The following is a 25,464-nucleotide window of genomic DNA, read 5'->3' on the forward strand; positions in this document are numbered from 1 at the left end:
TTATCGGGTGCTCCACACACGCCACGAAGCCTTCGCCGCAGAGCTCACCACGAGCATGGAAGAGGGCCGGTTGGAAACGCGAGGTAACGGCCCTGCTGCCTCGGGACTTCACCTTCGCGTCCACGAGGCCGACGCTCCGCGTGCAGCGCGGGTGGAAGCGGCGAGGTGAGGGCGGGATATCCCTCGACCTCCTGGCCACCCGAATCACCGACGGGCTGACCCATGCCGCTCGCTCTGAAAGCAAGGAAATGAGAACAGCCACCTGGCCCGGTAGAGTCCCAGCTCAGGAAGTGTGGACCCCGCACCCGCGGGGATGGTCCCCGGTGGGCGTACCAGGCCCATCACCTCTTCCTGTGGACCCCGCACCCGCGGGGATGGTCCGGCCCTGCGGGACATCGGGATCACCCCGCCGGGGTGGACCCCGCACCCGCGGGGATGGTCCGACACCGAAGGGGTGCGCGGACTCGACGTCGAGGTGGACCCCGCACCCGCGGGGATGGTCCGACGACTCGAGGGAAGACCAAGACGACGCCGGAGTGGACCCCGCACCCGCGGGGATGGTCCGATCGGGCAGGACCACCCAGCCTCCAGCGCGGGGTGGACCCCGCACCCGCGGGGATGGTCCGGAAATCTGCCGCGGCTTCCCCACCCTTCCACCGTGGACCCCGCACCCGCGGGCATGGTCCGATCGACGCCCGGGCGGCGGAGCTGCGCGAGCAGTGGACCCCGCACCCGCGGGGATGGTCCGGCGATGATGGAGCGACGCGGCTACACGGAGTGTGGACCCCGCACCCGCGGGGATGGTCCGCGCAGGCCGGTGAAGGCCGTTGTGAGCACGAAGTGGACCCCGCACCCGCGGGGATGGTCCGATTCCGCACGACGACATGTCTCCGGCCGCCGCGTGGACCCCGCACCCGCGGGGATGGTCCTTCGGGTAGGGAAGCGCAGGTGGCCGTTGGTGCGCCTGTGCAATGGGGGCCGTGGTTGAGGATGACTGGCTGCTGTCCGTCGGTGTTGGTGTTGGTCTCCTCGGGGCTCAAGGTGTCAGGGGTGGGGTTCGGTTTTCGTAGTTCAGGTCGTGTTGTCAGTGGCGGTCTCTACTCTCTGGTGCTTTGCGGACGAGTGCGTGGAGGTCCAGTGGACGTACAGCAGCTGCGTGAACGGTATGAGCCCTCCGTTGTGACGGCCCTGGAGGTGTTGTGGGGGAAGTCGCGGGAGCGGGCCGCGGGCACCACGAGTCTTCTGATGGCGCACCTCCTGGACACTGCTGCGGTTGCCGAGTTGTTATGGGCAGACTTCCTGGCTGGTTCTACGCGTTCGGCTCTGGATGAGATCGCCGGTGGGCCTGGGCGCGGGCGACGGTTATTCACCTGGTTGTGCGGGGTCCACGACTGTGGGAAGGCGACGCCGGCACATCAGCGTCTGTGGTCCGAAGGCGCGGAGGCGGTGCGACGGTCGGGGCTGACTTGGGTCGAGTCGGCTTCTGTGGCGGGGGTGAAGAGCCAGAAGCGCTGGCGTCACGACTGGGCCGGGGGGTTGATGGTGCGTGAGCTGTTGACCTCGGCTGGCTGGGCCCCGGAGCAGGTGGACTGGGTGTGGCCTTTGGTGGCGGGGCATCATGGTGCGTTTCCGTCGCTGCGGGACGTGCAGGAGCCCAGGACGGCCAAGGGGCAGTTGAGGGGGAGGGGACTCTGGCGCCAGGTTCAGCAAGCGGTGCTGGATGTGTTCACCCGGGAGCTGGGGTTCGGGGACCTCGGCGAGCCGCAGCCTGTGGTGGTCCCGTCGAGGGCACTGCAGTTGCAGCTCAGCGGTCTGGTGGTCATGGCCGACTGGATCGCGAGCGACGAGCGCTTCTTCCAAGGCATGGATGACCTGGAGCAGGTGGGTCTGGATGCTTCCCGTGAACGGGCGGCGTCGGCGTGGACGGCACTGGGACTCCAGCGGGGCTGGGGGGCCCTGCCCGTTCCGATGCCCGAAGCGCTTCGTGACCGGTTCGGATACGCGCCGCGGCCGTCGCAGGCCATGGTTGTCGATGCTGCGCGCAGCATGGGCGGTCCGGGACTGATGGTGATCGAGGCTCCCATGGGGGAAGGCAAGACGGAGGCTGCTCAGGCGGCGGCGGAAGTCCTGGCGGCCAGGTTCGGGGCGGACGGTGTCTTCGTGGGGATGCCGACCCAGGCGACCAGCGACCCCATGTTCACTCGCACCCGGCGGTGGCTGGAGGCCATCGACCCGGACCTCGCGTCCCGGGTGGTACTGCTGCACGGCAAGAGGGCCTTCAACCGCGAGTGGAAAGCTCTGCTGGAGAACGCGGGAGCGTCCGTGGGCGAGGCGTTTCGCGGAGTCGACGAGTTCGGGATGGACGACGACCCCTACGGTGTCGAGCCCGAAGTGTGCGGCGAGCAGGAGCGGACCGCCCCCGCAGAGTGGTTCCTCGGGCCGAAGCGCGGATTGCTGGCCCCGTTCGTCGTGGGCACCGTCGATCAGCTCCTGTACGCGGCCACCCGTACGCGACATGTGATGCTGCGGATGGCCGGACTTGCCGGCAAGGTCGTGGTATTGGACGAAGTCCACGCGTGCGACGTGTACATGAGTCAGTTCCTGACGGAAGCGCTGCGTTGGCTGGGCCAGTCGGGGGTGCCCGTGATCGTTCTCTCCGCGACTCTTGCCCCCGCTCAGCGGCAAGCACTGTTCGAGGCGTACCTCGCCGGTGCGGCGTCACGGGAGGAGTTCCAGGCGGACGTTCCGGCGCCGAAAGGCTATCCGAGTGTCACGACCGCGTGGCTGCCCGTCTCTGGGGAGGCGCAGTTCCATGTGGACGCGACGGAGAGCTGGCGCGAGGACCTCCCCGTAGCGGTGCACGTGATGCCGGAGGCGATGCCCGGTGCACGATCCACGCGTGCAGAACGGGAGCGGCTGCAGATCGAGGCGGATGCCGGAGTAGGTGATCTGCTGGCGGACGAACTCGCTGGCGGAGGGACCGCGCTTGTCATCCGCAACTCCGTTGCGCGGGCGCAGAGTGTCTACGAGGAACTGTGCGGGCGGTTCGGTGACGCCGAAGTACGCCTCCTGCACGCCCGCTTCACGGTTGCCCGGCGTGCCGATCTGACGGAGGAGAGCCTGCGTCTGTTGGGCCCACGGACGCCGCGGCCCCGCGGCGGACGTTTGATCCTGGTGGCGACTCAGCTCGCCGAGCAGTCCTTTGACATCGACGCCGACCTGCTGGTCACGGATCTGGCCCCCGTCGACCTCCTCCTGCAACGCATCGGACGGCTGCACCGGCACGAAGGCACGTGGCGCCCGGGACGGCTGCGCACGCCGAAGGCGTTCGTTACCGGTTTCCAGCCGTGCGCGGGCCGTGAGCCGGCCTTCGTGTTCGCCAGCGAGATGATCTACGGGCGCCACCTGCTACTGCGGACCGCTGCCGTACTGCCCGGTGCGGGCAAGGAGTGGTCGGTTCCGGGAGACGTACCCGGGCTGGTGGAGAGCGTGTACGGGACGGATGCGTCGCTGCTGCCCGCAGCGTGGCAGGAAGCCGGTGAGGCTGCCGGGAGGGAGCACAACGACCGGGATCGTGCCCGCGCCGAAGTGGCACGACAGTTCCTACTGACTCCGCACGGTGAGCACGAGCGCCGGACACTGGCGGGTCTGCACTACGGCGGATCCACTGCGGGCGGCGATGAGGATTCGCTGCGAGCGGCCGTGCGTGATGGTGACGAATCCGTCGAGGTCGTTCTCGTGGTCCGAGATGAGGGTGACGCAGTCTTCCGGACCTTGACGGGGCGAGCCCTGAGCGTCAACGGAGATGTGGCACCGGACGTGCTGGACGAGGTGCTGGGCTCGATGGTGCGGCTGCCCTCCAAGCTCACACGACCGGCTCTGGAACTGCGACCTTTGCCCGGCTGGCACGGGCACCCGTGGTTGCGACGGAGCCGTGCTCTGGTGCTGGACGCCTCAGGCAGAGCCCGCGTGGGCGACTTCACCGTGTCGTACGACGAAGAGTTCGGGCTCCGGCAGGTGTAGGGGCTCGTGGCCGATCGCGTCGGCAGTTGCCTCACGGGCGTAGTGAGCCGCCGGGCCGGAGCCCGGCGGCTCGGTACCCCGCCCGGTGCGGGGACGACGTGAACCCCGATCCGTGATGCAAACAGAAGAGGGGACCATCCCCGCAGCGCGGACCTGGCTGTGCGCAGGCGGGGTCAACTACCGGATTGTCGCAGCTGGTTGTGGAGAAAGCGCGCGCGCGTCCCAACGCCACTGCTAGCTTCAAACAGAAGAGATTCCATCAAGGGGTACTGATGACTCATGGCTTTTCCTTGACGGACGATCCCTGGCTGCTCTTACCGTCGGCCACGGGAGAACCGGCACAGGAACGCTCCTTGCGTACGGCGCTCCTGGAGGCGCACGAGTTCGGCGACCTAGTGGTGGAGATCCCCACGCAGAAGCCGGCCGTGTTCCGGCAGGTCCTGCTCCCCGTGGTCCTCGCTGCCTTGGGCCGCCCGGCCGATGAGCGCCAGTGGATGAACTGGTACTCCACAGGGCAGTGGTCGCAGGAGCAGCGTCGCAAGCTCCAGGAATATTTGGACGCGCACCGAGGACTGTTCGACCTGTTCGATCCGGTGCAGCCCTTCGGTCAGGTCGCCGGGCTGTCCACCGCGAAGGGCGAGACGAAGAATGCCGGCCTGATCGTCGCGACGGCGGCTACCGGCAACAACGTACCCCTGTTCGCTTCGCGTACGGAGGGCGACGCCTTCTCGCTGACTCCGGCGCAGGCGGCGCACTGGCTGCTGCACACGCAGTGCTGGGACACCGCAGCGATCAAAACGGGTGCCGTGGGCGACCCGCAGGCGAAGGCAGGAAAGACCACGGGAAACCCGACCGGGCCCCTCGGGCAGATGGGTGTCACCCTACTGGCCGGCAGAACTCTGTTCGAGACGCTGCTACTGAACATCCCGGTCGGAGCACCACCGGCGTCGACCGACCTGCCGCAGTGGAAGAGACGAGATCCCGCTGAGCCGCGTCCGGCCAGCACCCCCCAGTGGCAGACGCGAGCCCCCGAGGGGCTCCTGGACCTGTGGACCTGGCAGTCCCGCCGGATCAGGCTCTTTCCGGAAGCGACCGATGAAGGCCTGCGGGTGACCCGGGTCCTGGTCGCCGCGGGGGACCGGATGCCGCACACGCCCGAGACCGAGCCACACACCATGTGGCGCGTGGAACCGACCGGCGGCAGGAACCCGGCACAGGACAGAGGCCGCACCACGTCGTCGCGCCGTCCGTTGCGCCTGCAGCCGGGGAAGGCCGCATGGCGTGGGCTCGATGCGCTCCTGGCGCCCGAGCGGCAGTCTCGCGAGGCCGGGGAGAAGACGAGCGGGTTCGCCACGAGCAAGGTCCTGGACCAGGCCGGCGGTCTCGTGCCTGAGCTGGGCGGGGCCTATCCGCTGCGTGTGGAACTCTTCGGTGTCGCGTACGGCAACCAGTCGGCCGTCATCGACGACGTGATGTTCGACGCGCTGCCTCTGCCGCTGGCCGCCCTCGACGCCGACAGTGACGTCCGCTCCGCCCTCCTCGAAGTAGCCGAACAAGCAGAACAGCTGGCCGCAGCGGTCAATCATCTCTCAGCCGATCTGCGGCGCGCGCTGGGCACCGAACCGATCCCCTGGGACAAGGGGCAGCGCCCCGGCGAACTCGTCCTGCACGCCCTGGACCCCCTGGTGCGACGGTTGTTGACGGGGATGAGGGGAGTGGAGGACCTGGAGCGCATCGAAGCCGGCCAGCTCGCATGGGAACAACTCGCCTGGCGCCGGAGCTGGGAGATCGCTGACCGTCTCCTGCTGGCAGTGCCCGTCGGAGCGTTCGCCGGGCGAAGCACCTCCCAGGGAGAAGGGAAGCCGGAGCGTACGCATCGCGTCCCGCTGGCCGAGGCCTCTTTCCTCCGGCGCCGTGCGGAAATCCTCCACCGGGCCGACGCCCTTCAGCGCAACGGCGCCCATCCCGACAACGAGTAGGCGCCACACGCCACGGGCCCTTTCGAGGCGTCGTAAGCCCTTAGTGCTCGGCCGGCCGGAGCGAGCGATTGGGCCATGCCCTCCAGGGCGTCCCCGCATGCCCTTTGTGACACAGAATCCCTCATCACGTCTGGACACGGTCATGACCGACGAAGACCACACGAAGCAGAGAATCTGGCACCGCTACATCGCCGCGGACGGCACCTGGCGCCGCAAGACCGGCAATGCGGCGGAGAAACGCCCGCCCGGGGAGGACCTCGCAGTGCTGCGCAGGGGGCTGGGCCGCCCCGCCGGAACCGTGCTGGAGATGTTCCCGTTCTACACCTGTCCGGTCGACGACTTCGCTGCGCGCCGCGGGGAGGTCTCCGCCGCACAGGAAGCCGAGCACACGGCGCTCGCTCTCTACGGACTGCACCAGCAGAGCCAGGACCGGCCGATGCACCGTGATGGGGTTGGCCTCGGTCGGGCCGTGCTCGAGCTCCGGCGCCACGACCGCACCAGCGAGGCGGCAGTCGACGCCCGTTTCCAACAGACGTTCTCCGCGACGTCGGCGCCAGCGCTCCAGCTTCGGCTGCGCGGTCTGGTCACCCAGCTCCGGGACATCAAGCAGCCCCTCGACTACAACCGACTGGCCTCCGACATCCTCCACTGGAACCGGCCCGAGTCCCGCTCCCGCGTACGCCGCCGTTGGGGCCTGGACTACTACGCCTGGACCCAGAAGACGGCATCTCCGCAGTCCAGCCGCTGACAGACAGCAAGTCCGGTGTCCGCCTGACGCAGACGCCCTCCCGCCGTCCCTCCCTCCGTTCGCGCGCGTGGCGGCCGCAGGCCGCCGTGCACTGCTCACTCATCCGACCTGGAGCCATCCGATGACCCAGCGCCTCTACATCGACGTGCACGTCGTCCAGACCGTCCCGCCCGCCAACCTCAATCGGGACGACCAGGGGAACCCCAAGGAAGCCGTCTACGGTGGAGTCCGCCGCTCCCGCGTTTCCTCCCAGGCGTGGAAGCGGGCGTCCCGCCGGCATTTCGACGCCCAGGCCCCTGAGCCCGAGCGTGCCACCCGGACCAAGCGCATCACCAACGAACTCGTCACCCGGATCTCGGGCAACACCGGCCTGGATCGTGACGACGCCGGACGGATCGCCGCTGCTCTGCTCGCCCAGCTCGGTCTGAGTCAGGGCAAGAAGGCCGGGGACACCGCGTACCTCCTCTTCTACGGCAACGCCCAGCTCGATGCGGTCGCCGCTCTGGTGAACGACCGCGCCGCCGACCTGGCAGCCCTGGACGAAAAGGCCCTGGCCGAGGCGGCCAAGGAACTGCCCGTCGCAGAGACCTTCACGACTGGGCACCCCATGGGCGTCGCCCTGTTCGGCAGGATGGTCGCCGACATCCCCAAGCTCAACGTCGATGCCGCCGTACAGGTCGCCCACGCGCTCTCCACCCACGAGACGCAGCTCGAATTCGACTACTTCACCGCCGTCGACGACCAGAACGAGAAGGACGAGACCGGCGCCGGAATGATCGGCACGATCGGCTTCAACTCCGCCACCCTCTACCGCTACGCCACCGTCGGGTTCGTCCAGCTGACCGACAACCTCGGTGGTGACACGGAAGCTGCCCTCGACGCTCTCGACCGGTTCGTCGACAGCTTCGCCCTGTCCGTGCCCACCGGCTACCAGAACTCGTTCGCCCACCGCACCCGGCCCAGCCTCGTGGCGGTCGTCGTACGTACCGACCAGCCGGTCAACCTGGTCTCCGCCTTCGAGGAGCCCGTCGCGGCGGAAGCCGGCATCCAGGCGAACTCCGCCCGCCGCCTTGCCGAGGAACACATCACCGCCACACGGGTATGGGGCGACGCCCCGCTCTACGGCGCGGCCAGCCACACCTTCACCACTCGCGAGCCCCGCACCAAGGACACCGCCGAAGCTCTTGCCCAGGCCTTCGGTGAACCCGTCACGTTCTCCGACCTGCGCGCCACCCTGCGCGCCCGCATCACCACCGCCCTGGGGGCCCGGGCGTGACCGCCCCCGACCGAAGCTCCGTCCTCCTGCTCCGGCTTGCCGGCCCGCTTCAGTCATGGGGGGACCGCAGCACCTTCAACCGGCGCGAAACCCGACCCGAACCCACGAAATCCGGGATCGTCGGTCTCCTCGCCGCAGCCGCCGGCCGCTCGCGCTACGCGGCTCTGGACGACCTTGCCGGGCTTGGACTGGGCATCCGCATCGACCAACCCGGAAGCATCCTGCGCGACTACCACACCGTGAGTGACTACCGCGGCCAGCCGCTCCTCTCCGCCGCCGTCACCGCCAAGGGCCAGCAGAAGCCCACCTCACCTGCCAAGCACACACACATCACCCAGCGGTTCTACCTCCAGGACGCCATCTTCCTTGCGGCGGTGGAAGGCCCTGAAGGCCTCATCAGCACCCTTGAACACGCGGTATGCCACCCCGCCTTCCCCCTTGCGCTGGGCCGCCGCTCCTGCGTACCCGCACAGCCCCTGTCCCTGGGGCAGCGCACCGGAACGCTCGAGGACGTGCTGCGTGCGGAGCCCTGGCAGGCCGCCCCCGCTGTACGCAAGCGGTGGGGACGCGAGAACGGCGATGCAGCCCACATCGACCTGCCCGCCACCCTCGAAGACCCGGCAGGAGACGAAGTCCGCGACGACGTCCCCCTGTCCTTCGCCCCCAAGGGTCGGACCTTCACGACCCGACACACTCGGCACACCTACCTCCAAGCCCCCACCGGCCTCACACCCGACCCCGCACGCCCCCGGAACACCGGCGGCCACGACCCCTTCGCCCTCCTGGGCTGGTGACCGACATGCCCTACCTCTCCCGCATCCGCATCAACCCCCTGCGCGCCGAAAGCCGCAGACTCCTCGCCAGCCCGCGTGCCATGCACGCCGCCGTCCAAGGCGGCCTCCCCGGCCTGCCCGAACAGGCACGCACCCTGTGGCGGCTCGACCCGGACAATCCCCACCGCCCCCACCTGTTCGTCCTCACCACCGACAAACCGGACTGGACCCACCTCGTCGAAGCGGCAGGATGGCCCGGCGCCGAGGGCGAGCACTACGCCGTACGCGACTACGCCCCGCTCCTGCAGCAGCTGGCACCGGGCCGCAGCTTCGCCTTCCGCCTCACCGCCAACCCTGTCCAGAACACCAGCCGCCCCGACAAACCCACCGCGCGTCAACAGACACGCATCGACGCCGGCGGCCGACGGCGCGGCTTCCGCCTGGGCCACCGCACCGCCGCCGCCCAACTCGACTGGTTCCTCACCCGCACCGCACGGTGGGGCTTCGACGTCCCCCCCGCCCCCCACCTGGACGGAACCCACAACGCCGACGAGGAGCGCCCACGCGACATCCGCATCACCACCCGCCAACGCCGTTCCTTCGGCAAAGGGCCGGTTACCACGAAGGAATCCCAGGTTGTCATGAGCTCCGTGACCTTCGAAGGACGCCTGCGCATCACCGACCCCGCCCTGCTCACCGAACACCTCCTGGCCGGCATCGGCCCCTCCAAGGCCTACGGATGCGGACTGCTCACCCTCGCCCCGCTCCCTGAAAGGGAATGACCACCCGTGCCCGACATCTGGTGGAAGGCCGACCCCCACGACCTGCATCGCCTCGTCGACCGCGTCTCCAGCATCTACGTGGAACGAAGCCACCTGGACCGTGACGAGAACGCCGTCGTCATCATCAACAAGCGGCAAACGGTCCGGGTCCCCGCAGCCATGGTGGCCGTCATGCTCCTCGGCCCAGGCACACGCGTCACCCACGGGGCCATCCGCCTGCTCGCCGACTCCGGCACCACCGTGTGCTGGGTGGGCGAGCAAGGCGTCCGCATGTACGCGGCTGGCCTCGGCCCCAGCCGGGGCGCGGGCCTCCTCCACCGCCAGGCCTGGCTCGTCACCCGCCCCAAGGAGCGCCTCGCTGTCGCCCGCGCCATGTACGGCATGCGCTTCCCCGGCGAGGACGTCTCCACCCTCACCATGCAGCAACTCCGCGGCCGCGAAGGCACCCGCATCCGCAAGTACTACCGCGCCCAGGCAGCCCGCACCGGCGTCACCTGGAACGGTCGCGTCTACAAGGCCGGCGACGCCTTCGCGGCAGGCGACGACCTCAACCGCCTGCTATCGGCGGCCAACGCCGCCCTCTACGGCATCTGCCACGCCGTCATCACCGGACTCGGCGCCAGCCCGGGACTCGGCTTCGTCCACACCGGCAAAGCCACGTCCTTCGTCCTGGACATCGCGGACCTCTACAAGGCCGAATACACCATCCCGCTCGCCTTCGACCTCGCCGCGCAAGGCCTCACAGAGGAACGCGACGCTCGACTCGGCCTCCGCGACCTCATCGCCCGCGACAAACTCCTCGGCCGCATCGTCACCGACATCAAGAACCTCCTCACCCCCGAGGGAACGGACTTCGAAGACCCCGAAGCGAACCTCCTGTGGGACGAACACCTCGGCACCGTCCAGGGCGGCACCAACTACGCCAGCCACGCGGATCTTTCGGCACATGGAATGACCGACAACCACATTGCGGTCATCGGACCCGAATTCAACGAGGCCGAGCCGACACCATGACCGTCATCATCCTCATCGCGGCCCCGGACGGCCTCCGCGGACACCTCACGCGCTGGATGGTCGAGGCCAGCGCCGGCGTGTTCGTCGGCAATCCCAGCCGCCGCATCCGCGACCGCCTCTGGGAACTCCTAGCCACCAGAATCGGCGACGGCCAAGCCATCCTCATCGAACCCGCCGCCAACGAACAGGGCTGGGCCGTCCGCACCGCAGGCCGCGACCGCTGGCAGCCCGTCGACTTCGACGGGCTGATCCTCTCCGCCCGCCCCCAAAAGCAACTAAACGAAAACAGCCACCCGGGCCAATAAAGCCCCAGCTCAGAAAGTGTGGACCCCGCGCCCGCGGGGATGGTCCGCCGACCAGGAAGCCGAGCCATGCGCCCCCGAGGTGGACCCCGCGCCCGCGGGGATGGTCCGAGCATCGGGCCCGTGGTCGCGCTCATCAGGTGGTGGACCCCGCGCCCGCGGGGATGGTCCTTTGCCCACGCTGGCGATGGGGGCGACGAGCGAGTGGACCCCGCGCCCGCGGGGATGGTCCGCGCTCCGCCCTGATCACGGTGGAGCGGTACACGTGGACCCCGCGCCCGCGGGGATGGTCCGCTGTCGAGCATGTATTCCGCCCCGGTCGTGGGGTGGACCCCGCGCCCGCGGGGATGGTCCGAGGGGATAGCCCATGCCCACCATGACCGACGCGTGGACCCCGCGCCCGCGGGGATGGTCCGGGACGCACCATGGGTGCAACGCACCGGAAGAAGGTGGACCCCGCGCCCGCGGGGATGGTCCGCCTGGGTGGTGCTCGGGTACGCGCGCCAGGCGGTGGACCCCGCGCCCGCGGGGATGGTCCCGCTGGCAGGTCGGTTACTCCGACTGCTCCAGCGTGGACCCCGCGCCCGCGGGGATGGTCCGGCGCCTTGTCCATTAGTTCTTCTTATGCCTCGGTGGACCCCGCGCCCGCGGGGATGGTCCGCGGGCGTCCGCCACGTGCGCGCTGTTCATCGTGTGGACCCCGCGCCCGCGGGGATGGTCCGCGTGGCGTGCTGGTGGGCGTATCGGATCGTCCGTGGACCCCGCGCCCGCGGGGATGGTCCTCCGGGGGGTGATCGGCTGATGGAGGTGCAGTTGTGGACCCCGCGCCCGCGGGGATGGTCCGTAGGCCCGCCCGAGGGCGTCGGCCACCTGCTGGTGGACCCCGCGCCCGCGGGGATGGTCCGGCGTACGACTCCTGGACGTCCGCGACGTCGTGGTGGACCCCGCGCCCGCGGGGATGGTCCGTAGAGGTAGGAAGACATGGCTGTTCAGCAGATGTGGACCCCGCGCCCGCGGGGATGGTCCCTGTCCTACCGGCGTGCCAGGCGTCGACTGGACGTGGACCCCGCGCCCGCGGGGATGGTCCGGCGTTCGACACACGCGCCCCGAACCCCGACTGGTGGACCCCGCGCCCGCGGGGATGGTCCGCTCGACATGACGCCGCTGCCGACCCCGTTCGAGTGGACCCCGCGCCCGCGGGGATGGTCCGGGCAAACGCTGGCGCGTGGCCGGCATCCCCGGGTGGACCCCGCGCCCGCGGGGATGGTCCGCGGTGTTCCATACCTAGGGGATGGCACCGGAGGTGGACCCCGCGCCCGCGGGGATGGTCCGGGCTACTACGCCTTCGACCTGCTCACCTGGGCGTGGACCCCGCGCCCGCGGGGATGGTCCGACCACCGCGCTCCTCGCCCCGACCATCGGCGGGTGGACCCCGCGCCCGCGGGGATGGTCCGGAGGCTGGCAAGGCCGTCGAGATCACCGACCGGGGGACCCCGCGCCCGCGGGGATGGTCCCGGGCCGTAGTGGTTGTCATACACGCTCTGGTAGTGGACCCCGCGCCCGCGGGGATGGTCCGGCGCATGGTGCCAGCGAGTGCCCGGTCACTCGGTGGACCCCGCGCCCGCGGGGATGGTCCGATGTCCACGCTGGGCGTGCCGCGTGAGGTGCTGTGGACCCCGCGCCCGCGGGGATGGTCCGGGCGGGGCCGGCGGAACGTCCGGGTCGTCGTCGTGGACCCCGCGTCCGCGGGGATGGTCCCGCGGGCAGTCTCGCCCGTTCCTGACGAAGTTCGTGGACCCCGCGCCTGCGGGGATGGTCCGTGTCCCCACTTGAGCGATGCCCCGGTCCGGCCGTGGACCCCGCGCCCGCGGGGATGGTCCTCCGGTCCCGCAGAGCGGTGATGCGGCGGGTGAGTGGACCCCGCGCCCGCGGGGATGGTCCGAACCTGTTCACCCGGCACAAGGATCTGTGGTGGTGGACCCCGCGCCCGCGGGGATGGTCCGAGCTTCGAGGTCTCCTGCACCGTGTACTGCGGATGGACCCCGCGCCCGCGGGGATGGTCCCGCGCAGGCCGACAGGGCGGGTCACCCCTCGTCGTGGACCCCGCGCCCGCGGGGATGGTCCGGTCAACGTGACTCTCGGGGAGGGGTCTGTGGTACGTGGACCCCGCGCCCGCGGGGATGGTCCGGCCCGCCTAGAGATCGTGCACTGGAGCCTGGTGTGGACCCCGCGCGCTCGGGGATGGTCCGGAGAACCACGTCCGGAAGTACCTGAGCCGGTCGTGGACCCCGCGCCCGCGGGGATGGTCCGTTTGGTGGCCTTCTTGTGTGCCTTGCCGACCAGTGGACCCCGCGTCCGTGGGGATGGTCCGCGGTCCTGGCCGTCTGGCCGTCGGGTTTGGCTGCGTCAGCCGTGGTGGCGGCCGTGGCGGTGCGGGGCATCAGGTGTCCTCCTTCCCGGCGCCGCCCTCGATGAGGGTGAACATGCGGTCGTAGGTGCCGAGCTCGCGTTGTTCGACCTCGATGCCGAGGCTGTCCGGGGCCGTCATCGCGGCGCGGGCGGCGTGTGCGCGGGCGGTCTGCTGCTGCCAGACCTCCTCGCGCAGGCGCCGGGCAGCCGCGGCGTGCTCGGGGTCGGTGATCGACTGGTGGCGGCCCAGCAGCGGGCGTGACGGGCCACCACGTCGTCGCCGCAGGTCACGGTGATCTCCTCGGTGTTGCTGCGGACCTGGACCACACGGCCGATGGCCCGGGGATGGACGGAGTAGTCGTTGGTGTCCAGGCGGATGTAGTGATCATGGCCCAGGCGAGTGCGAAGCGGCCACCAGTTCGGCGGGGCGACCGGCGGGATGGTGAGCATCGCCGCGCGGTCGGCCTCCCACCGGTCGACGGGCCTAGCGTCGATGCCGCGATGGTGGCGCCGGTTGGCGACCTGCAGCCACGCGGTCAGCTGGGCGTTGAAGTCGCCTGGGCCGGTGAAGACGCGACCGGGCAGGAAGCTGGTCTCCAGATAGCCGTTGGCCCGTTCCACCAGGCCCTTCGCCTCCGGGTCGCGCGGCCGGCAAAGGTGCACCCGGGTGGCGAGCAGGCCCGCGAACGCGGCGAACTCGCTGGTCAGCCTGCCCTTGCCGACGCCCGTCTCGTTGTCCCAGACCAGCGTCTTCGGCACGGCTTGCCAGCCGGTCAGCAGCCGCCAGTGGCCGTCGATCAGATCGGCGGTGGTCCGCGAGGGCAGCATCCGGGCCGTGATCACCCGCGAGTAGCCGGACACGATGACCAGCACCGGTGGGCGGCCCGCCTGACCGTAGCCGAGCGGGATGTCGACCGGCGGGAACCACAGGTCGCACTGCGCGACTCGCTCGGCTCATAGACCGTCCTCGACACAGGGTCCACCGGCAGATAGGCCGGCCGCAGCTCGCGCACCCGCTCGCGCAGGATCGTCAGCCCGCGTTCCCAGCCGATCCGCTCCGCGATCACCGTGACCGGCATTGTCGGGGTCTGTTTCAGCAACTCCCGGATCGCCGGCTCCACCGCGTCCACCGCCGAGCCCTTCGGCGCCCACCGGTAAACCGGCGGCCGGTCCGAGGCCAGCGCCCGCAGCACGGTACTCCGGGAGATCCCCAGCTGCCGGGCCACCGCCCGGGCCGACAGCCCCTCGGTCCGGTGCAGCCGACGGATCTCAGCCCAGTCCTCCACCTGGATCACCCTCGCTTCCTCCTGACTTCAGACCAGTGAAGTCAGGATGATCAAGAGATCCGAGAGTGGCCTGCTTTTGATCCGCCGCCCGTGGCCCTCATTTCACCCGTTGCCGAGACGGGGATGGTCCCAGGCCCATGGGTCCCTTCCTGGGCCGGGACTGTTTTTTGGACCCCGTGCCCGCGGGGATGGTCCCCAGACCTACGCTGTCACCCTGGGCGGCTCGGTGTGGACCCGCGCCCGCGGGGATGGTCCGGGCGCCGCCCGGGCCGCCGCCATGTGCGGGGGGTGGACCCCGCGCCCGCGGGGATGGTCCCGTGATTCTCGCGGTGGACGAGATTGCCTACGTGTGGACCTCGCGCACCCGCGGGGATGGTCCGTGCGAGGTCTACCCCATCACCTGCGGCGAGCCGTGGTCCCCGCGCCCGCGGGGATGGTCCGTGGTACGAGGACAACAACCTCTCCGCGTTCATGTGGATCCCGCGCCCGCGGGGATGGTCCGGTCACCATGCGCCCCGAGGGCGGCACGCCCGTTGGTGGACCCCGCGCCCCCGGGGATGGTCCGTTCTGGTGTTCGGTGCTCGCGCCGCGCCGGAGCCCGCGGAGGCGATGAGGTGGAAGAACGCGTACAGCCGGTCGCCCTTCGCCGCGTCGAGGAAAGTGCCGGCCCGAGCCGGCGTCCACACCATCACAGGACTGGGCTTCACACCCGTCCCACGCCATCGCCGCACCCGCTCCCCGATCCAGAGCTGCGTCTTGGGTCGTCTCTGCGACACCGGCTCGACGCGCGCGGCCGGCTTGAACGTCAGCGGCTGCTGGGCGATGGAGGTGTTCAGGGCGGCCCTGAGGGTCCGGCGGATGCTCTGCTGGGTAAAGCAAGTGCTGGTGATCTTCCGAAAGGCCGGCATGCGGCGAGCTTGGCCTTCTCCGCGTCCCGCCGCGTCCGCTCGGCTGCCCCGAACTCCTCTTGGTGAGGGGGGAGACGGGGGAATTGGGCATTGCCGGCATCCCCGTCCCATTTGTGAACTCGGCCTTGAAGGGGCGCGGGTCACACCTTGACCGCCGTGAGCTTCGACGGGTTGCGGACGCAGTAGAGGGCCGTCACGGCCCCGCCGCGGATCTCGACCGAGGTCACCTGATCGAGTTCGCCGTCGATGAGCACCGCGAGGGAGGGCATCCCGTTGTAGATGCCGATGCGGACGTCGAGTTCGCCCATGCGGGCGCCCTTGGCCAGGAGCCCGAGGAGCAGCCTGGCCACCTTGTCGGGCCCGACCACGGGGCGCCGCACCGCGTTCACGACCCCGCCGCCGTCAGCCAGGTACACCACATCGGGTGCGAGCAGGTCCATGAGGCCTTGGACGTCACCGGTCGCGGCCGCCGTCAGGAACCGTTCGGCGACCGGCTGCGCCTCGGCGGGGGTGGCGACCGCGGTGTGTCGCCTCGCTCGCACGCTGCTGCGGGCGCGCTGGTTCAACTGCCGTACCGCAGCCTCCGACTTACCCACCGCGGCAGCGATTTCCCCGTAGTCGAAGCCGAACACCTCGCGCAACACGAAAACCGCGCGCTGGGCAGGGGTCAGGGCCTCCAGCACCAGCAGCATCGCCGTGGTCACGGCCTCGCCGGTGAGCACGTGGTCGATGCCGTCGGGCGCGTCGCCGGCGGCGTCGGTCACCAGCGGCTCGGGCAGCCACGGGCCCACGTACTGCTCCCGCCGTCGGACGGCCGACCGCAGTACGCCGAGCGCCTGCCGGGTGACGATCCTCGCCAGATAGGCCCGCGTGTTCTCCACCGAGGTGCGGTCCACCGACCGCCACCGCAGGTAGCTGTCCTGAAGGACGTCTTCGGCGTCGGCCACCGACCCGAGGATCTCGTAGGCGATCGAGAACAGCAGAGCCCTGTGCCTGGTGAACTCGTCCGCAGGATCCGGCTGCTCGGTCACTTCGGCCCCTGAAGCCAGGCGTAGGTGGCGGTGAGGGTGCCGGACTTCGCGTAGCGGCAGACCCGCTCCTTCAGCACGGCCGCGGTGCGCCCGGCGAAGTAGAGCCGCCGCACGGTGTCGTCCCTGCGGCTGGCCTGCAGCAACCCGTCGTGCCGGCCCAGGCTCAACGCCTGTCCGCTGTACCCCATGGAGTAGGGCTCGGGCTCACGACCTTGGATCATCCGCGCCAGCGTATCCGCTGCGTGTGCACCCTGGGGCATGGCCGTCGCGCAGGCCGCGCGGGCTCCGGGAACCGCTGCGCAGTCGCCGACGGCGAAGATCCGCGGGTCGGTCACGCTGCGCAGATGCTCGTCGACCACCGCACGCCCGTCGGCATCCACCTCCAGTCCACTGCGGGCGGCCAGGTCGGGCACGGTCCCGGTGATCGCCCACAGCGTCAGGTCGGAAGCGAACTGCCGGCGCGAGTGGAGATGCACCAGGTCGCCTCCTTCCTCCCCGGCGCCAGGGTCGATCTGCGCGACGGAGTCCTCCACGACCTCCACGTTCAAGCGGTCCAGGCCGGTGCGCACACGCTTCCGCGCTCCTGCCGAGAGGCTCGCGGCGATCGTCCGTCCCACGATCCGCACGCGGAGGTCGGGTCGGCCGAAGGCGATCTCGGACGCCGTCTCGATGCCCGTCAGTCCGCCACCGATGACGGTGACCGCCCTCCCGCCGGGGAGTCCGGCCAGCGCGGCCCGCGCCTCCTGGGCGCCCTCCCAGGTCCCCACCGCAACGGTGCCCGGCAGCGGTGCGACCGTGCTGCCCACCGCGAGGAACAGGTAGTCGAAGTCGAGACTCGCCCCGTCGTCGAGAGTGACCTGGCCGTCGCCGATCTTGTCGACGGTGCCCCTCCGCGCTGCGACCCTCTCGTTCAGCATCGACGTCAGCGGGGTCGCCGCGGTTCCGGTTCCGGCGACCTGCTCGTGCAGCCGCACCCGCTCGATGAAGTCCGGACGGGGGTTGACCACCGTAATCTCCGCTGCCGTCACCTTCTTGGCCAGCCGGTTCGCCGCGATCGTCCCCGCGTAACCGGCTCCCACCACCAGGACCCTCATGTGTGCCTCCTGTTGTGCAACGAGTTCACACACGGGATGGAGCCGACCTCGTGTTTGTGACGGGCGAGTCGAGTGACCTGCATCACTCGCGGATCTGGCGCTCGTCGACGAACAGACCACCGTTCGCCGATGCCCTCAACGGGCCGGATACGCCCTCCCATGGGGTCGGGGCCTGCCCCACCCACCGCAGGCCGCAGGTGCGGAAACGATTGCACCTGCGGCCCGGGTGGGTCAGACGTTCTCCGTTTCGTCCGTCAGGTGGCGCAGGACGTCCCTCAGGTCCTGGCGGCGTGCGTACGCCGCGCGCTGGCGGTGGGCGCCCGAGCCGTCGCGGAGCAGGCGCCCCAGGGTTTCCGCCGCGTGGTCCAGTTCGCCGCAGGCGGCCAGCTCCGGGGCCACCAGGTCGAGCAGGGCCTCCGCCAGGTCCGCCGCCGGGAGTTCGGCCCCCGTGTACGGGTCCAGGCCGAAGCCCTCCAGTCCGTCGTGGGCCGCGCGCCAGCGGGCCAGGTACAGGACGTCGTCCCGTACGACCGGCTCGGGGCGCCCCTGCGCGATGTCCCCGAGGACGGTGGCCACCAGGGCGCGGACCAGTTCGGCCTGGAGGATGGCGGTGTCGATGTCCGAGGACATGTCGGGCGCCCGGATCTCGAGCGTCGGCCAGTGCCCGGACGGGCGGAGGTCCCAGTAGACCATCTTGGTGTCCAGGGCCGCCCCGGAGCCGAGCAGGGTCTGCACCGAGCGCCGGAAGTGGGCCGTGGACGTGAAGTGCGGGGGCAGGCCGGCCGAGGGCCAGCCCGACCAGGCCATCGCGCGCCAGCTGGCGTGGGCCGTGTCACGGCCGCCCCAGAACGGCGAGTTGGCGGCCAGCGCGATCAGGGTGGGCAGCCACGGTCTGACCCGGTTGGACACCGCGACGGCCGTGTCCACGTCGAAGGTGCCGATGTGGATGTGGCGGCCGCAGCTGACCAGGGTGTCGGTGAGCGCGCCGAAGCGGCGGTGCTGCTCGCGCTGGCGCGGCTCGTCGTCGGTCAGGTGCAGCGGCCCCTCGACGGCCATGACCGGCGAGGGCGCGGCCAGCAGCCGGCAGCCGTGGGCGCGGGCCGCCCGGGACAGGGTGCGCCGCAGCGCCGCCAGCTCCTCGCGCAGCTTCGGGGCCGAGTCGGCGACCGGGGTGGAGATCTCCACCTGGTAGCGGGTGCCCTCCGCGTGGACCTCGTGGGGGAGGCCCGCGGCGGTTTCGAGGACACGGGGGGCGGCCGGGACCACCCGGAAGGTGCGGGCGTCGACGAGGAGGAACTCCTCCTCGACCCCGACCGTCAGGGGTGCGTGGACGTCGTTGTCCGCGTTGACGGTGCTGCCCGTGTTGTCGGTGCTCGTGGTGCTGTTGCCAGGTTCGATCACTACGCCTCCCTGGACATACGAGTCGTTTCATCATGAGCCGACACCAGGCGGCGAGCGCCAGTCGATTCAGTCAAATGTCTTGCAGCAGTGGCGAGTTACCGGCAAGAATCCGCGCGGCCTGCAACCGCGGATCCACGTGGGGCGACTGTTGCGGGTGTGCGAACGGCGGCCCTCCGGTCCGTCGGCCGCGGGCGGCCGCTCGTTATCATCCGCTGTGACCGGTACGAGCGCACCCACGCCCACGCCCGCCCCGGGGTCCGCGTCCCCGCGGCGCTCCTCGCGATTATTCGCCGACCTGACCCCGCTGCGGACCTCGCCCGACTACCGGCGGTTGTGGGTCGGCGGCACCGTCTCCTGGATGGGTCAGGCGATGACCGTCCTCGCGATCTCGCTCCAGGTCTACGACATCACCGGCTCCAGCTTCGCCGTCGGCCTCGTCGGCCTCTTCTCGTTCGTCCCGCTCGTCGTCTTCGGGCTGTACGGCGGCGCCATCGCCGACACCGTCGACCGGCGCAAGCTCGGCCTGTACAGCTCCGCGGGCCTGACCGGCCTGTCGGTGCTGCTGGCGGGTGCCGCGCTGCTCGGCTACCACCGGGTCTGGTTGCTGTACTCGATCGTCGCGCTCCAGGCCGTCTGCGGGGCCCTCAACGGGCCCGCCCGGTCCGCCATGATCCCCCGGTTGCTGCCGGCCGAGCAGCTGCCCGCCGCCAACGCGCTGAACTCGGTGACGATGACCTCCGGGGCCATGCTCGGCCCGGTCCTCGGCGGGCTCGTCGTCGGCCGCTGGGGCTACGAGGGCGCGTACCTGATCGACGCCATCAGCTTCACCGCCGCGCTCTACGCGATGTGGCGACTGCCCGCGATGCTGCCCGACCGGCAGGGCGGCGCGCGGGGGAGGGCGTCCGTCCTCGACGGGCTGCGGTTCCTCGGGACCCGCCCCAACATCCGGATGACCTTCTTCTCCGACCTGGCCGCGATGGTCCTGGCCCATCCCAAGGCGCTGTTCCCGGCCGTCGCCGTGCTCTGGTACGGCGGCGACGCCACCACCGTCGGCCTGCTCGCGGCCGCCCCCGCCGTCGGGGCGCTGCTCGGCGGGCTGTTCTCCGGCTGGCAGGGCCGGATCCGGCGGCACGGGCTGGCGATCCTGCTGTCCGTGGCCGCGTGGGGGCTGGCCGTCGCCGTGTTCGGCCTCACCCGGAACCTGTGGCTCGGCCTGTTCTTCCTGGCCGTGGCCGGCTGCGCGGACACCGTCTCCATGGTGTTCCGCTCCACGATGATGCAGGCCGCCACCCCGGACGAGATGCGCGGCCGCCTCCAGGGCGTCTTCATCGTGGTCGTCGCGGGCGGGCCGCGGCTCGGCGACTTCTTCGCCGGGACCGTCGGCGACCTCGCCTCCCCGACGGTGGCGATCACGGGCGGCGGCCTCGCCTGCGTCCTGGTCCTCGCGCTGCTGGCCGCCCGCTGGCGCGGCTTCGCCCGCTACGACGCCCGCTCGCCCCAGCCCTAGCTCTAGCCCGAGCCGGCCCGCGACCTCAGGCCGGCCCGCGACCTCAGGCACGCCCGCGACCTCAGGCCGGGCCGACGATGCCGCGGGCGACGCCCAGGGCCACGAGGTCCTGGGGGCGGATGCGGAGCTGGTCGGCGGTGGCCGGGGCCTCGGACGGAGGCCGCTTGAGGATGGCCGCGGCGAGTTCGGGGGCGATGACGGAGAAGTAGCTGTCCGGTGTGACCCAGGTGTTGCCCGGAGCGGCCAGCGCCAGGGCCCCGCCCGAGCCGCCTTCGCCGATGAGGAGGGTGGTGACCGGGACCGTGGCCGCCGCGACCGCGGCGAAGGCGTCCGCGATGGCCGGGCCGGCCCCCGCCCGCTCGGCCGCGGCGTCGTTGGCCGCGCCGGGGGTGTCCACCAGGGTCAGGACGGGGATGCCGAGCCGGTCCGCGAGCCGGATCAGCCGGGCGGCCGTACGGTATCCCGCCGGGCGGGTCGCCGTGCCGCACTGGGCGGCGTACGCGACGGCCCGGCCCTCGCGCAGGCCGAAGCCGCACAGGATTCCGGGGTCGGTGCCGCCGGCCCGGTCCCCGGACAGGGGCAGGTGCAGCGTGAAGTACGCGGCCAGGTACGCCTCGGCACGCGGCCGGCCGGGGTGCCGGGCCTGCCGTACGGCGTCCCAGCCGCCGGCCGGGGGCAGTCCGCCGGGTACGCGGCCCAGTGCGGCCGGCGGCTCGACCGGCCCGGCCTGGCGGGGCGCGGCCAGGACGCGCAGCCAGTCGGCCAGCAGGCCGGGCAGCCGGGCGGGTTCCACCACCGCGTCCACGTGCCCGGAGGCGTACTGGCTCTCCGCGGTGTAGGCCGCCGGGTCGGCGTCGGCGGGCCGGACCCGGGATCCGGCGAAGCCGACCTGGGCGCCCGGGAGGGCGAGGACGACGTCCGCTCCGGCGCCGAGGGTGGCCCAGCCGCCACCGGTGGTGGGATCGCGCAGGACGGCTATCTGGAAGAGCCCGGCGGCCCGGGTCAGGGCGGACTGGCGGGCCACGCGCTGGAGTTGCGCCAGTGCGAGCATGCCCTCCTGCATCCGGGAGCCGCCGGTGGCGATCAGGGACACCAGCGGGAGGCGGCGCTCGCGGGCGTGGGCGTAGGCGGCTTCGAGCAGGTCTCCGGTGCGTTGGCCGAGGGAGCCGCCGAGGAAGCCGAACTCGAAGGAGATCAGGACCGCTTGGCGGCGGCCGACGAGGGCGGTGCCGACGACCACGGATTCCTGCTCGCCGGTCCGCTCCGCGGCACGGGCCCGGGAGGCGTCGTACCCGGTCCAGGCCAGCGGGCCGTCGGCGGCCGACTCCCGCGGGGGCGCGGGCAGTTCGGCGAAGCTTCCGGGGTCGGTCACGGAGGCGATGGCCGCGCGGGCCGAGAGGCGGGTCGTCACGGGGTCACCCTAGGGGGCTACGGGAGCGGGAGGGCGACCTTTACGGCGTACGCGGCGACGAGGCCGTAGCCGAGGCGGAAGCTCCACACGCGGAGCCGGGCGGGCACCTTGCGTCCGGCGAGGGCGCCGACGGCGACGAGGGCCTGCTGCCAGAGGAGGGAGGCGGCGGCGACCCCGGTGAGGAAGGCGGCGGCGGAGGCGGCGGTGTGCAGGGTGGCGGCCTGGGCGGTGGTGAGGGCGGCGAAGTACAGGGCGGTGGTGGGGTTCACGGCGGTGAGGCCGACGTAGCGGGCGAAGGCCTTGGCGCGGCCACCGCCGGTGCCACCGCCGGTGCCGCGGCCGGTATCGCGGTCCGCCCGGTGCCCGGCGTCCGGGGCCGCGGGATCCGGAGCCGAGGGCTCCGTCACGGGATCCGGAGCCGCGAGCCCCGGCTCCCGGGCGGCCGCCCGGAGGCCGTGTGCGGCGATGGCCAGCAGGACCGCCGCCGCGGCCAGCCGGATCCAGGCCTCGACCGGGGCCACGTGGGAGGCCACCCAGGGCCCGAGCGCGGTGGCCAGGGCCGCGTAGCCGAGGTCCACGGCCGCGATGCCGGCCGCCGCGGCCACGGCGGTGCGGCGGTCGCGCATCGCCTCCTGGAGCAGCAGCACGCTCATCGCGCCCATCGGCATCGCCACGCCGAGCCCGGCGACCGTGCCCGCCAGGGCGGGGGTCAGTAGTTCCGTCATGCCCGGCAGGGTGCGGTGCGCGGTGGCGGCTGCGGCGGCGATTATCGGCCGCCGCTGCGAGAATCGCGGTATGGACCGCCTAGACAGGGAAATCCTCGGCATCCTGCAGCAGGATGCGCGGATCTCGTTCCGGGACCTCGGCGTCCGTGTCGGGCTCAGCGCCAACGCCGCCGCCGACCGCGTCCGGCGCATGCGGCGCGACGGGGTGATCCGCGGGTTCACGGTCATCGTCGATCCTGCCGCCGACACCCGGGGCGGGCTCGTGGTCTTCATCGACCTCACCCTCCGCCACGACACCACCAACGAGGAGTTCGAGCAGCGCGTCGCAGGGCTGCCGGGGATCACCGAGGTGGTGCACGTGACGGGGGAGTACGACTACCTCGTACGGGCCCGGGCCGCCGACCCGGCCGCGCTGGACACCCTGCTGCGCCGCCTCAAGCGGGAGGCCGGAGTGGCGCAGTCCAGCACCCGGCTCGCGCTGCGGGCGGCGCAGAGGCCGCCGTCCGGCCCGAACACCGCCTGACCGGCCGCCCTTCACGGGGCCCACGGGAGCCATGTGGTTCACGGGTCCCGCCGGGCCCGCCGGGCCTACGGGCCTACGGGGCCTACGGGGCCTACGGGGCCTACGGGGCCTACGGGGCCAATGGACTCCCGGTCAGGGGTCAGCCGGTCAGGGGTCAGCCGGTCAGCGGGTTGAGGACCATGGGGGCGATCTTCCCTTCGAGCATCGCGCCGAGGCCGAGCACGGCGCACACGTCCGGCCTCTCCGCAATGGCGACGGGCATGCCGGTGGCGTCGCGCAGCATCTGGTCCAGGCCCGGCAGCAGGGCGCTGCCTCCCACCATCATGATCCCCCGGTCCGTCAGGTCGGCTACCAGGTCGGGCGGGCAGTCGCGCAGCACCTTGCCGATGCCGTCGAGGACGGCGGTCAGCGGGGTGTGGATGGCGTCGCGGACGGCCGCGGTGTCGACGTGGACGGAGCGGGCCAGGCCGGTGGCCACGTCGCGGCCGTGGATCAGGGTGGAGGCGGGGCCCTCGTCGGTGATGCCGTTGCCGTGCAGGGCCAGCTGCAGGGGGCGGACGGCCTGGCTGGGCAGCATCAGCTCGTGGGCGTGGCGCAGGTGCTGGACGACGGCGTGGTCGATGGCCTCGCCGCCGACGGGGATCCGCTGGGCGGTGACGATCGAGCCGAGGGAGAGGACGGCGACCTGGGTGGCGGCGGCCCCGCACACCATGATCATCGTCGCGGTCGGCTGCTCCACGGGCAGGCCGCAGCCGACGGCCGCCGCGATCAGGGTGTCGACGAGTTCGACGCGGCGGGCGCCGAGGCCGACCATCGTTTCCACGGCGGCCCGCTGGGCGAGCGGGTCGGCGTCGTGCGGGGTGCAGGCGGCGGCGCGCAGCCGGGGCTTGCGGCGCAGGGCGCGGCGCAGTTTCTCGCCGAGCAGGTGACGCAGCATCCGCTGGGCCATGTCGATGTCGACGACGGTGCCGCCGGAGACGGGGCGGACGACCCGGATGTAGTCGGGCGTGCGGCCGGTCATCCGCTCGGCGAAGCTGCCGACGGCGATGAGCGCGCCGGTGCGGGTGTTGACGGCGGCCGCGCTGGGCTCGTCGACGACGAGGCCGGCGCCCTTGACGTACACGCGGGTCCTGGCGGCCCCGAGGTCGACGGCGACGTGGCAGCGGCGCAACTGCTCAAGACTGACGGTCACGGCAGATCCTCCCGAGAGCGCTGATGCTGGAAGACCGGCGATTGCCGGTTGCATTTCATATCTTCTCGGGCGAATGGGGCATGGCGCCCGTTGGAATGCTCCAGCCGGGGTGCGCCACACGGGGCGGGAGGTGCTGCACGGGGGTGGATTTCTGTACCGACAGGCAGCACCATGCCCGCACCGTCCGCGCTACTCGCGCGTAACAAGGTATGGGGGACCCGATGCTGACGCGCCGCCAGGAACCCACGGCATCCCTGACGCTCCGTGCGGCGCTCCGTGCGACGCTCCGCGCCGGCCTCCCCGCCGGCTTTTCCGCCGGGTTCTCCGTCGTCCTCTCCGTCGCGATCGGCGCGGTGCTCCTCGTGCCGCTGCCGACCGCCCGCGCCGCCGCCGCGCCGGCGGTTCCCGCGCACCGCCCGGTGGTCCTCGTCCACGGCTACAACGCCGACCCCGGCGTCTGGGGTTCCCTGCGCGCGGACCTCCGCGCCGCCGGGTACACCGACGCGGAGCTCTTCTCCTGGGGCTACGACACCCACCGGTCCGTCAACGAGGTCCTGGCCGGGCAGCTCGGCGCGTACGTGGAGCAGGTCCGCCGGCAGACCGGCGCCGAGCGGGTGGACGTCGTCTCGCACTCGTTCGGCTCGCTCGTCAGCCGCTGGTACGTCAAGTACGGCGGCGGCACCGCGGCCGTGGACCGCTGGGTCTCGCTGGCCGGTCCCCACCACGGCACCTCCACCGCGTCGGCCTGCGCCCTGTGGGACCAGGCGTGCCGGGACATGACGCCGAATTCGTACGTGGTGCGGAACCTGAACTCCGGCGACGAGACACCGGGCGCGGTACGGTACGCGACCTTCCGCTCGGACTGCGACGAGGTCGTGAACCCGGACGGAAGCGTCCCGCTGGCCGGGGCGGCGAACACGGCGGTCGGCTGCCTCGGCCACAACGACCTGCTGGGCGACGACGTCACCTCGGCCGGGGTGCTCGCCTTCCTTGCGGGGTAGCCGGGCCACCCCCCCGGGGGCCCGGGTGTGGGACAGCCGGCCCCCCGCGGGGGGGGGGCGCCCCGCGGGGGGGGGCAGC

The 25,464-nt window shown here is 71.7% G+C and carries 17 protein-coding genes, 1 pseudogene and 2 CRISPR repeat arrays; of the genes and pseudogenes, 11 read left to right on the top strand and 7 right to left on the bottom strand.

From position 1 onward, the window contains the following. Positions 1-292 precede the first annotated feature (292 nt). A CRISPR array of direct repeats spans positions 293-930; the repeat unit is 29 nt; unit sequence GTGGACCCCGCACCCGCGGGGATGGTCCG. A gap of 207 nt (positions 931-1,137) precedes the next feature. From cas3 to cas2e, 8 genes are all read left to right on the top strand, one after another. Continuing rightward, positions 1,138-4,023 (top strand): CRISPR-associated helicase Cas3', encoded by a 2,886-nt coding sequence (cas3, locus tag ACFVGY_RS15125; protein ID WP_385676449.1) that lies wholly within the window; start codon positions 1,138-1,140, stop codon positions 4,021-4,023. 272 nt (positions 4,024-4,295) lie between these two features. Beyond that, positions 4,296-6,002 carry a type I-E CRISPR-associated protein Cse1/CasA gene (gene casA, locus ACFVGY_RS15130; RefSeq protein ID WP_385676452.1) on the top strand — a complete coding sequence of 569 codons (1,707 nt, stop codon included), beginning with the start codon at positions 4,296-4,298 and terminating at the stop codon, positions 6,000-6,002. A 142-nt stretch (positions 6,003-6,144) separates the two neighbouring features. Further along, positions 6,145-6,750, top strand: a complete 606-nt coding sequence (gene casB / locus ACFVGY_RS15135) for a type I-E CRISPR-associated protein Cse2/CasB (RefSeq protein ID WP_385676455.1) — start codon at positions 6,145-6,147, stop codon at positions 6,748-6,750. A gap of 121 nt (positions 6,751-6,871) precedes the next feature. Continuing rightward, positions 6,872-8,026 carry a type I-E CRISPR-associated protein Cas7/Cse4/CasC gene (gene cas7e / locus ACFVGY_RS15140; RefSeq protein ID WP_385676458.1) on the top strand — a complete coding sequence of 385 codons (1,155 nt, stop codon included), beginning with the start codon at positions 6,872-6,874 and terminating at the stop codon, positions 8,024-8,026. Then, positions 8,023-8,820 (top strand): type I-E CRISPR-associated protein Cas5/CasD, encoded by a 798-nt coding sequence (cas5e, locus tag ACFVGY_RS15145; protein WP_385676461.1) that lies wholly within the window; start codon positions 8,023-8,025, stop codon positions 8,818-8,820. Before cas7e ends, cas5e begins: the two co-directional genes overlap by 4 nt. Before the next feature lie 5 nt (positions 8,821-8,825). Beyond that, positions 8,826-9,581, top strand: coding sequence for a type I-E CRISPR-associated protein Cas6/Cse3/CasE (gene cas6e, locus ACFVGY_RS15150; protein ID WP_385676671.1), 756 nt, complete (start codon positions 8,826-8,828; stop codon positions 9,579-9,581). Positions 9,582-9,587: 6 nt separating this feature from the next. Beyond that, on the top strand, positions 9,588-10,595 hold the full coding sequence (gene cas1e, locus ACFVGY_RS15155) for a type I-E CRISPR-associated endonuclease Cas1e (RefSeq protein ID WP_385676464.1): 1,008 nt from the start codon (positions 9,588-9,590) through the stop codon (positions 10,593-10,595). Further along, positions 10,592-10,900 (top strand): type I-E CRISPR-associated endoribonuclease Cas2e, encoded by a 309-nt coding sequence (gene cas2e, locus ACFVGY_RS15160; protein WP_385676467.1) that lies wholly within the window; start codon positions 10,592-10,594, stop codon positions 10,898-10,900. Before cas1e ends, cas2e begins: the two co-directional genes overlap by 4 nt. Before the next feature lie 18 nt (positions 10,901-10,918). Beyond that, positions 10,919-13,268: direct repeats of the CRISPR family, unit length 28 nt; unit sequence GTGGACCCCGCGCCCGCGGGGATGGTCC. Positions 13,269-13,337: 69 nt separating this feature from the next. Here cas2e and istA read toward each other — a convergent pair. The 4 genes and pseudogenes from istA to ACFVGY_RS15180 form a co-directional block, all read right to left on the bottom strand. Beyond that, a pseudogene (istA, locus tag ACFVGY_RS15165) lies at positions 13,338-14,601 on the bottom strand (IS21 family transposase). A gap of 1,039 nt (positions 14,602-15,640) precedes the next feature. Then, positions 15,641-16,531, bottom strand: coding sequence for an RNA polymerase sigma-70 factor (locus ACFVGY_RS15170; RefSeq protein ID WP_385676470.1), 891 nt, complete (start codon positions 16,529-16,531; stop codon positions 15,641-15,643). Beyond that, complete coding sequence (locus tag ACFVGY_RS15175; protein WP_385676473.1) at positions 16,528-17,625, bottom strand: NAD(P)/FAD-dependent oxidoreductase; 1,098 nt, start codon at positions 17,623-17,625, stop codon at positions 16,528-16,530. The genes ACFVGY_RS15170 and ACFVGY_RS15175 overlap by 4 nt, the downstream gene beginning before the upstream one ends. Positions 17,626-17,856: 231 nt before the next feature. After that, positions 17,857-19,026 (bottom strand): glutamate--cysteine ligase, encoded by a 1,170-nt coding sequence (locus ACFVGY_RS15180; protein ID WP_385676476.1) that lies wholly within the window; start codon positions 19,024-19,026, stop codon positions 17,857-17,859. A gap of 214 nt (positions 19,027-19,240) precedes the next feature. Between ACFVGY_RS15180 and ACFVGY_RS15185 the strand changes: the two genes are divergently transcribed. Continuing rightward, positions 19,241-20,533 carry an MFS transporter gene (locus ACFVGY_RS15185; RefSeq protein WP_385676479.1) on the top strand — a complete coding sequence of 431 codons (1,293 nt, stop codon included), beginning with the start codon at positions 19,241-19,243 and terminating at the stop codon, positions 20,531-20,533. Between the two features lie 61 nt (positions 20,534-20,594). Here ACFVGY_RS15185 and ACFVGY_RS15190 read toward each other — a convergent pair whose 3' ends face one another. Together ACFVGY_RS15190 and ACFVGY_RS15195 are read right to left on the bottom strand one after the other, a co-directional pair. Then, on the bottom strand, positions 20,595-21,944 hold the full coding sequence (locus ACFVGY_RS15190; RefSeq protein WP_385676482.1) for a carboxyl transferase domain-containing protein: 1,350 nt from the start codon (positions 21,942-21,944) through the stop codon (positions 20,595-20,597). A gap of 17 nt (positions 21,945-21,961) precedes the next feature. Continuing rightward, complete coding sequence (locus tag ACFVGY_RS15195) at positions 21,962-22,669, bottom strand: LysE family transporter (protein ID WP_385676485.1); 708 nt, start codon at positions 22,667-22,669, stop codon at positions 21,962-21,964. Positions 22,670-22,739: 70 nt separating this feature from the next. Between ACFVGY_RS15195 and ACFVGY_RS15200 the strand changes: the two genes are divergently transcribed. Beyond that, the gene (locus tag ACFVGY_RS15200) at positions 22,740-23,192 is read left to right on the top strand and encodes an Lrp/AsnC family transcriptional regulator (protein ID WP_385676487.1); all 453 of its coding nucleotides are present in this window, start codon (positions 22,740-22,742) and stop codon (positions 23,190-23,192) included. Positions 23,193-23,346: 154 nt separating this feature from the next. Here ACFVGY_RS15200 and ACFVGY_RS15205 read toward each other — a convergent pair whose 3' ends face one another. Next, positions 23,347-24,384 carry a rod shape-determining protein gene (locus tag ACFVGY_RS15205; protein WP_360622425.1) on the bottom strand — a complete coding sequence of 346 codons (1,038 nt, stop codon included), beginning with the start codon at positions 24,382-24,384 and terminating at the stop codon, positions 23,347-23,349. Positions 24,385-24,605: 221 nt separating this feature from the next. On the opposite strand from ACFVGY_RS15205, the gene ACFVGY_RS15210 reads away from it, so the two are divergent. Continuing rightward, positions 24,606-25,385, top strand: coding sequence for an esterase/lipase family protein (locus ACFVGY_RS15210; protein ID WP_385676490.1), 780 nt, complete (start codon positions 24,606-24,608; stop codon positions 25,383-25,385). Positions 25,386-25,464 lie beyond the last annotated feature (79 nt).

This window comes from Streptomyces sp. NPDC127106 (assembly GCF_042677605.1).
GTDB lineage: Bacteria > Actinomycetota > Actinomycetes > Streptomycetales > Streptomycetaceae > Streptomyces.

What these genes read in the sequence shown, in the direction of transcription:
- casA (WP_385676452.1), top strand. Translation starts at nt 4,296, where the DNA reads ATGACTCATGGCTTTTCCTTGACGGACGATCCCTGGCTGCTCTTACCG.
- ACFVGY_RS15200 (WP_385676487.1), top strand. Translation starts at nt 22,740, where the DNA reads ATGGACCGCCTAGACAGGGAAATCCTCGGCATCCTGCAGCAGGATGCG.
- ACFVGY_RS15195 (WP_385676485.1), bottom strand. Translation starts at nt 22,669, where the DNA reads ATGACGGAACTACTGACCCCCGCCCTGGCGGGCACGGTCGCCGGGCTC.
- cas7e (WP_385676458.1), top strand. Translation starts at nt 6,872, where the DNA reads ATGACCCAGCGCCTCTACATCGACGTGCACGTCGTCCAGACCGTCCCG.
- casB (WP_385676455.1), top strand. Translation starts at nt 6,145, where the DNA reads ATGACCGACGAAGACCACACGAAGCAGAGAATCTGGCACCGCTACATC.
- cas6e (WP_385676671.1), top strand. Translation starts at nt 8,826, where the DNA reads ATGCCCTACCTCTCCCGCATCCGCATCAACCCCCTGCGCGCCGAAAGC.
- ACFVGY_RS15210 (WP_385676490.1), top strand. Translation starts at nt 24,606, where the DNA reads ATGCTGACGCGCCGCCAGGAACCCACGGCATCCCTGACGCTCCGTGCG.
- cas2e (WP_385676467.1), top strand. Translation starts at nt 10,592, where the DNA reads ATGACCGTCATCATCCTCATCGCGGCCCCGGACGGCCTCCGCGGACAC.
- ACFVGY_RS15175 (WP_385676473.1), bottom strand. Translation starts at nt 17,625, where the DNA reads ATGAGGGTCCTGGTGGTGGGAGCCGGTTACGCGGGGACGATCGCGGCG.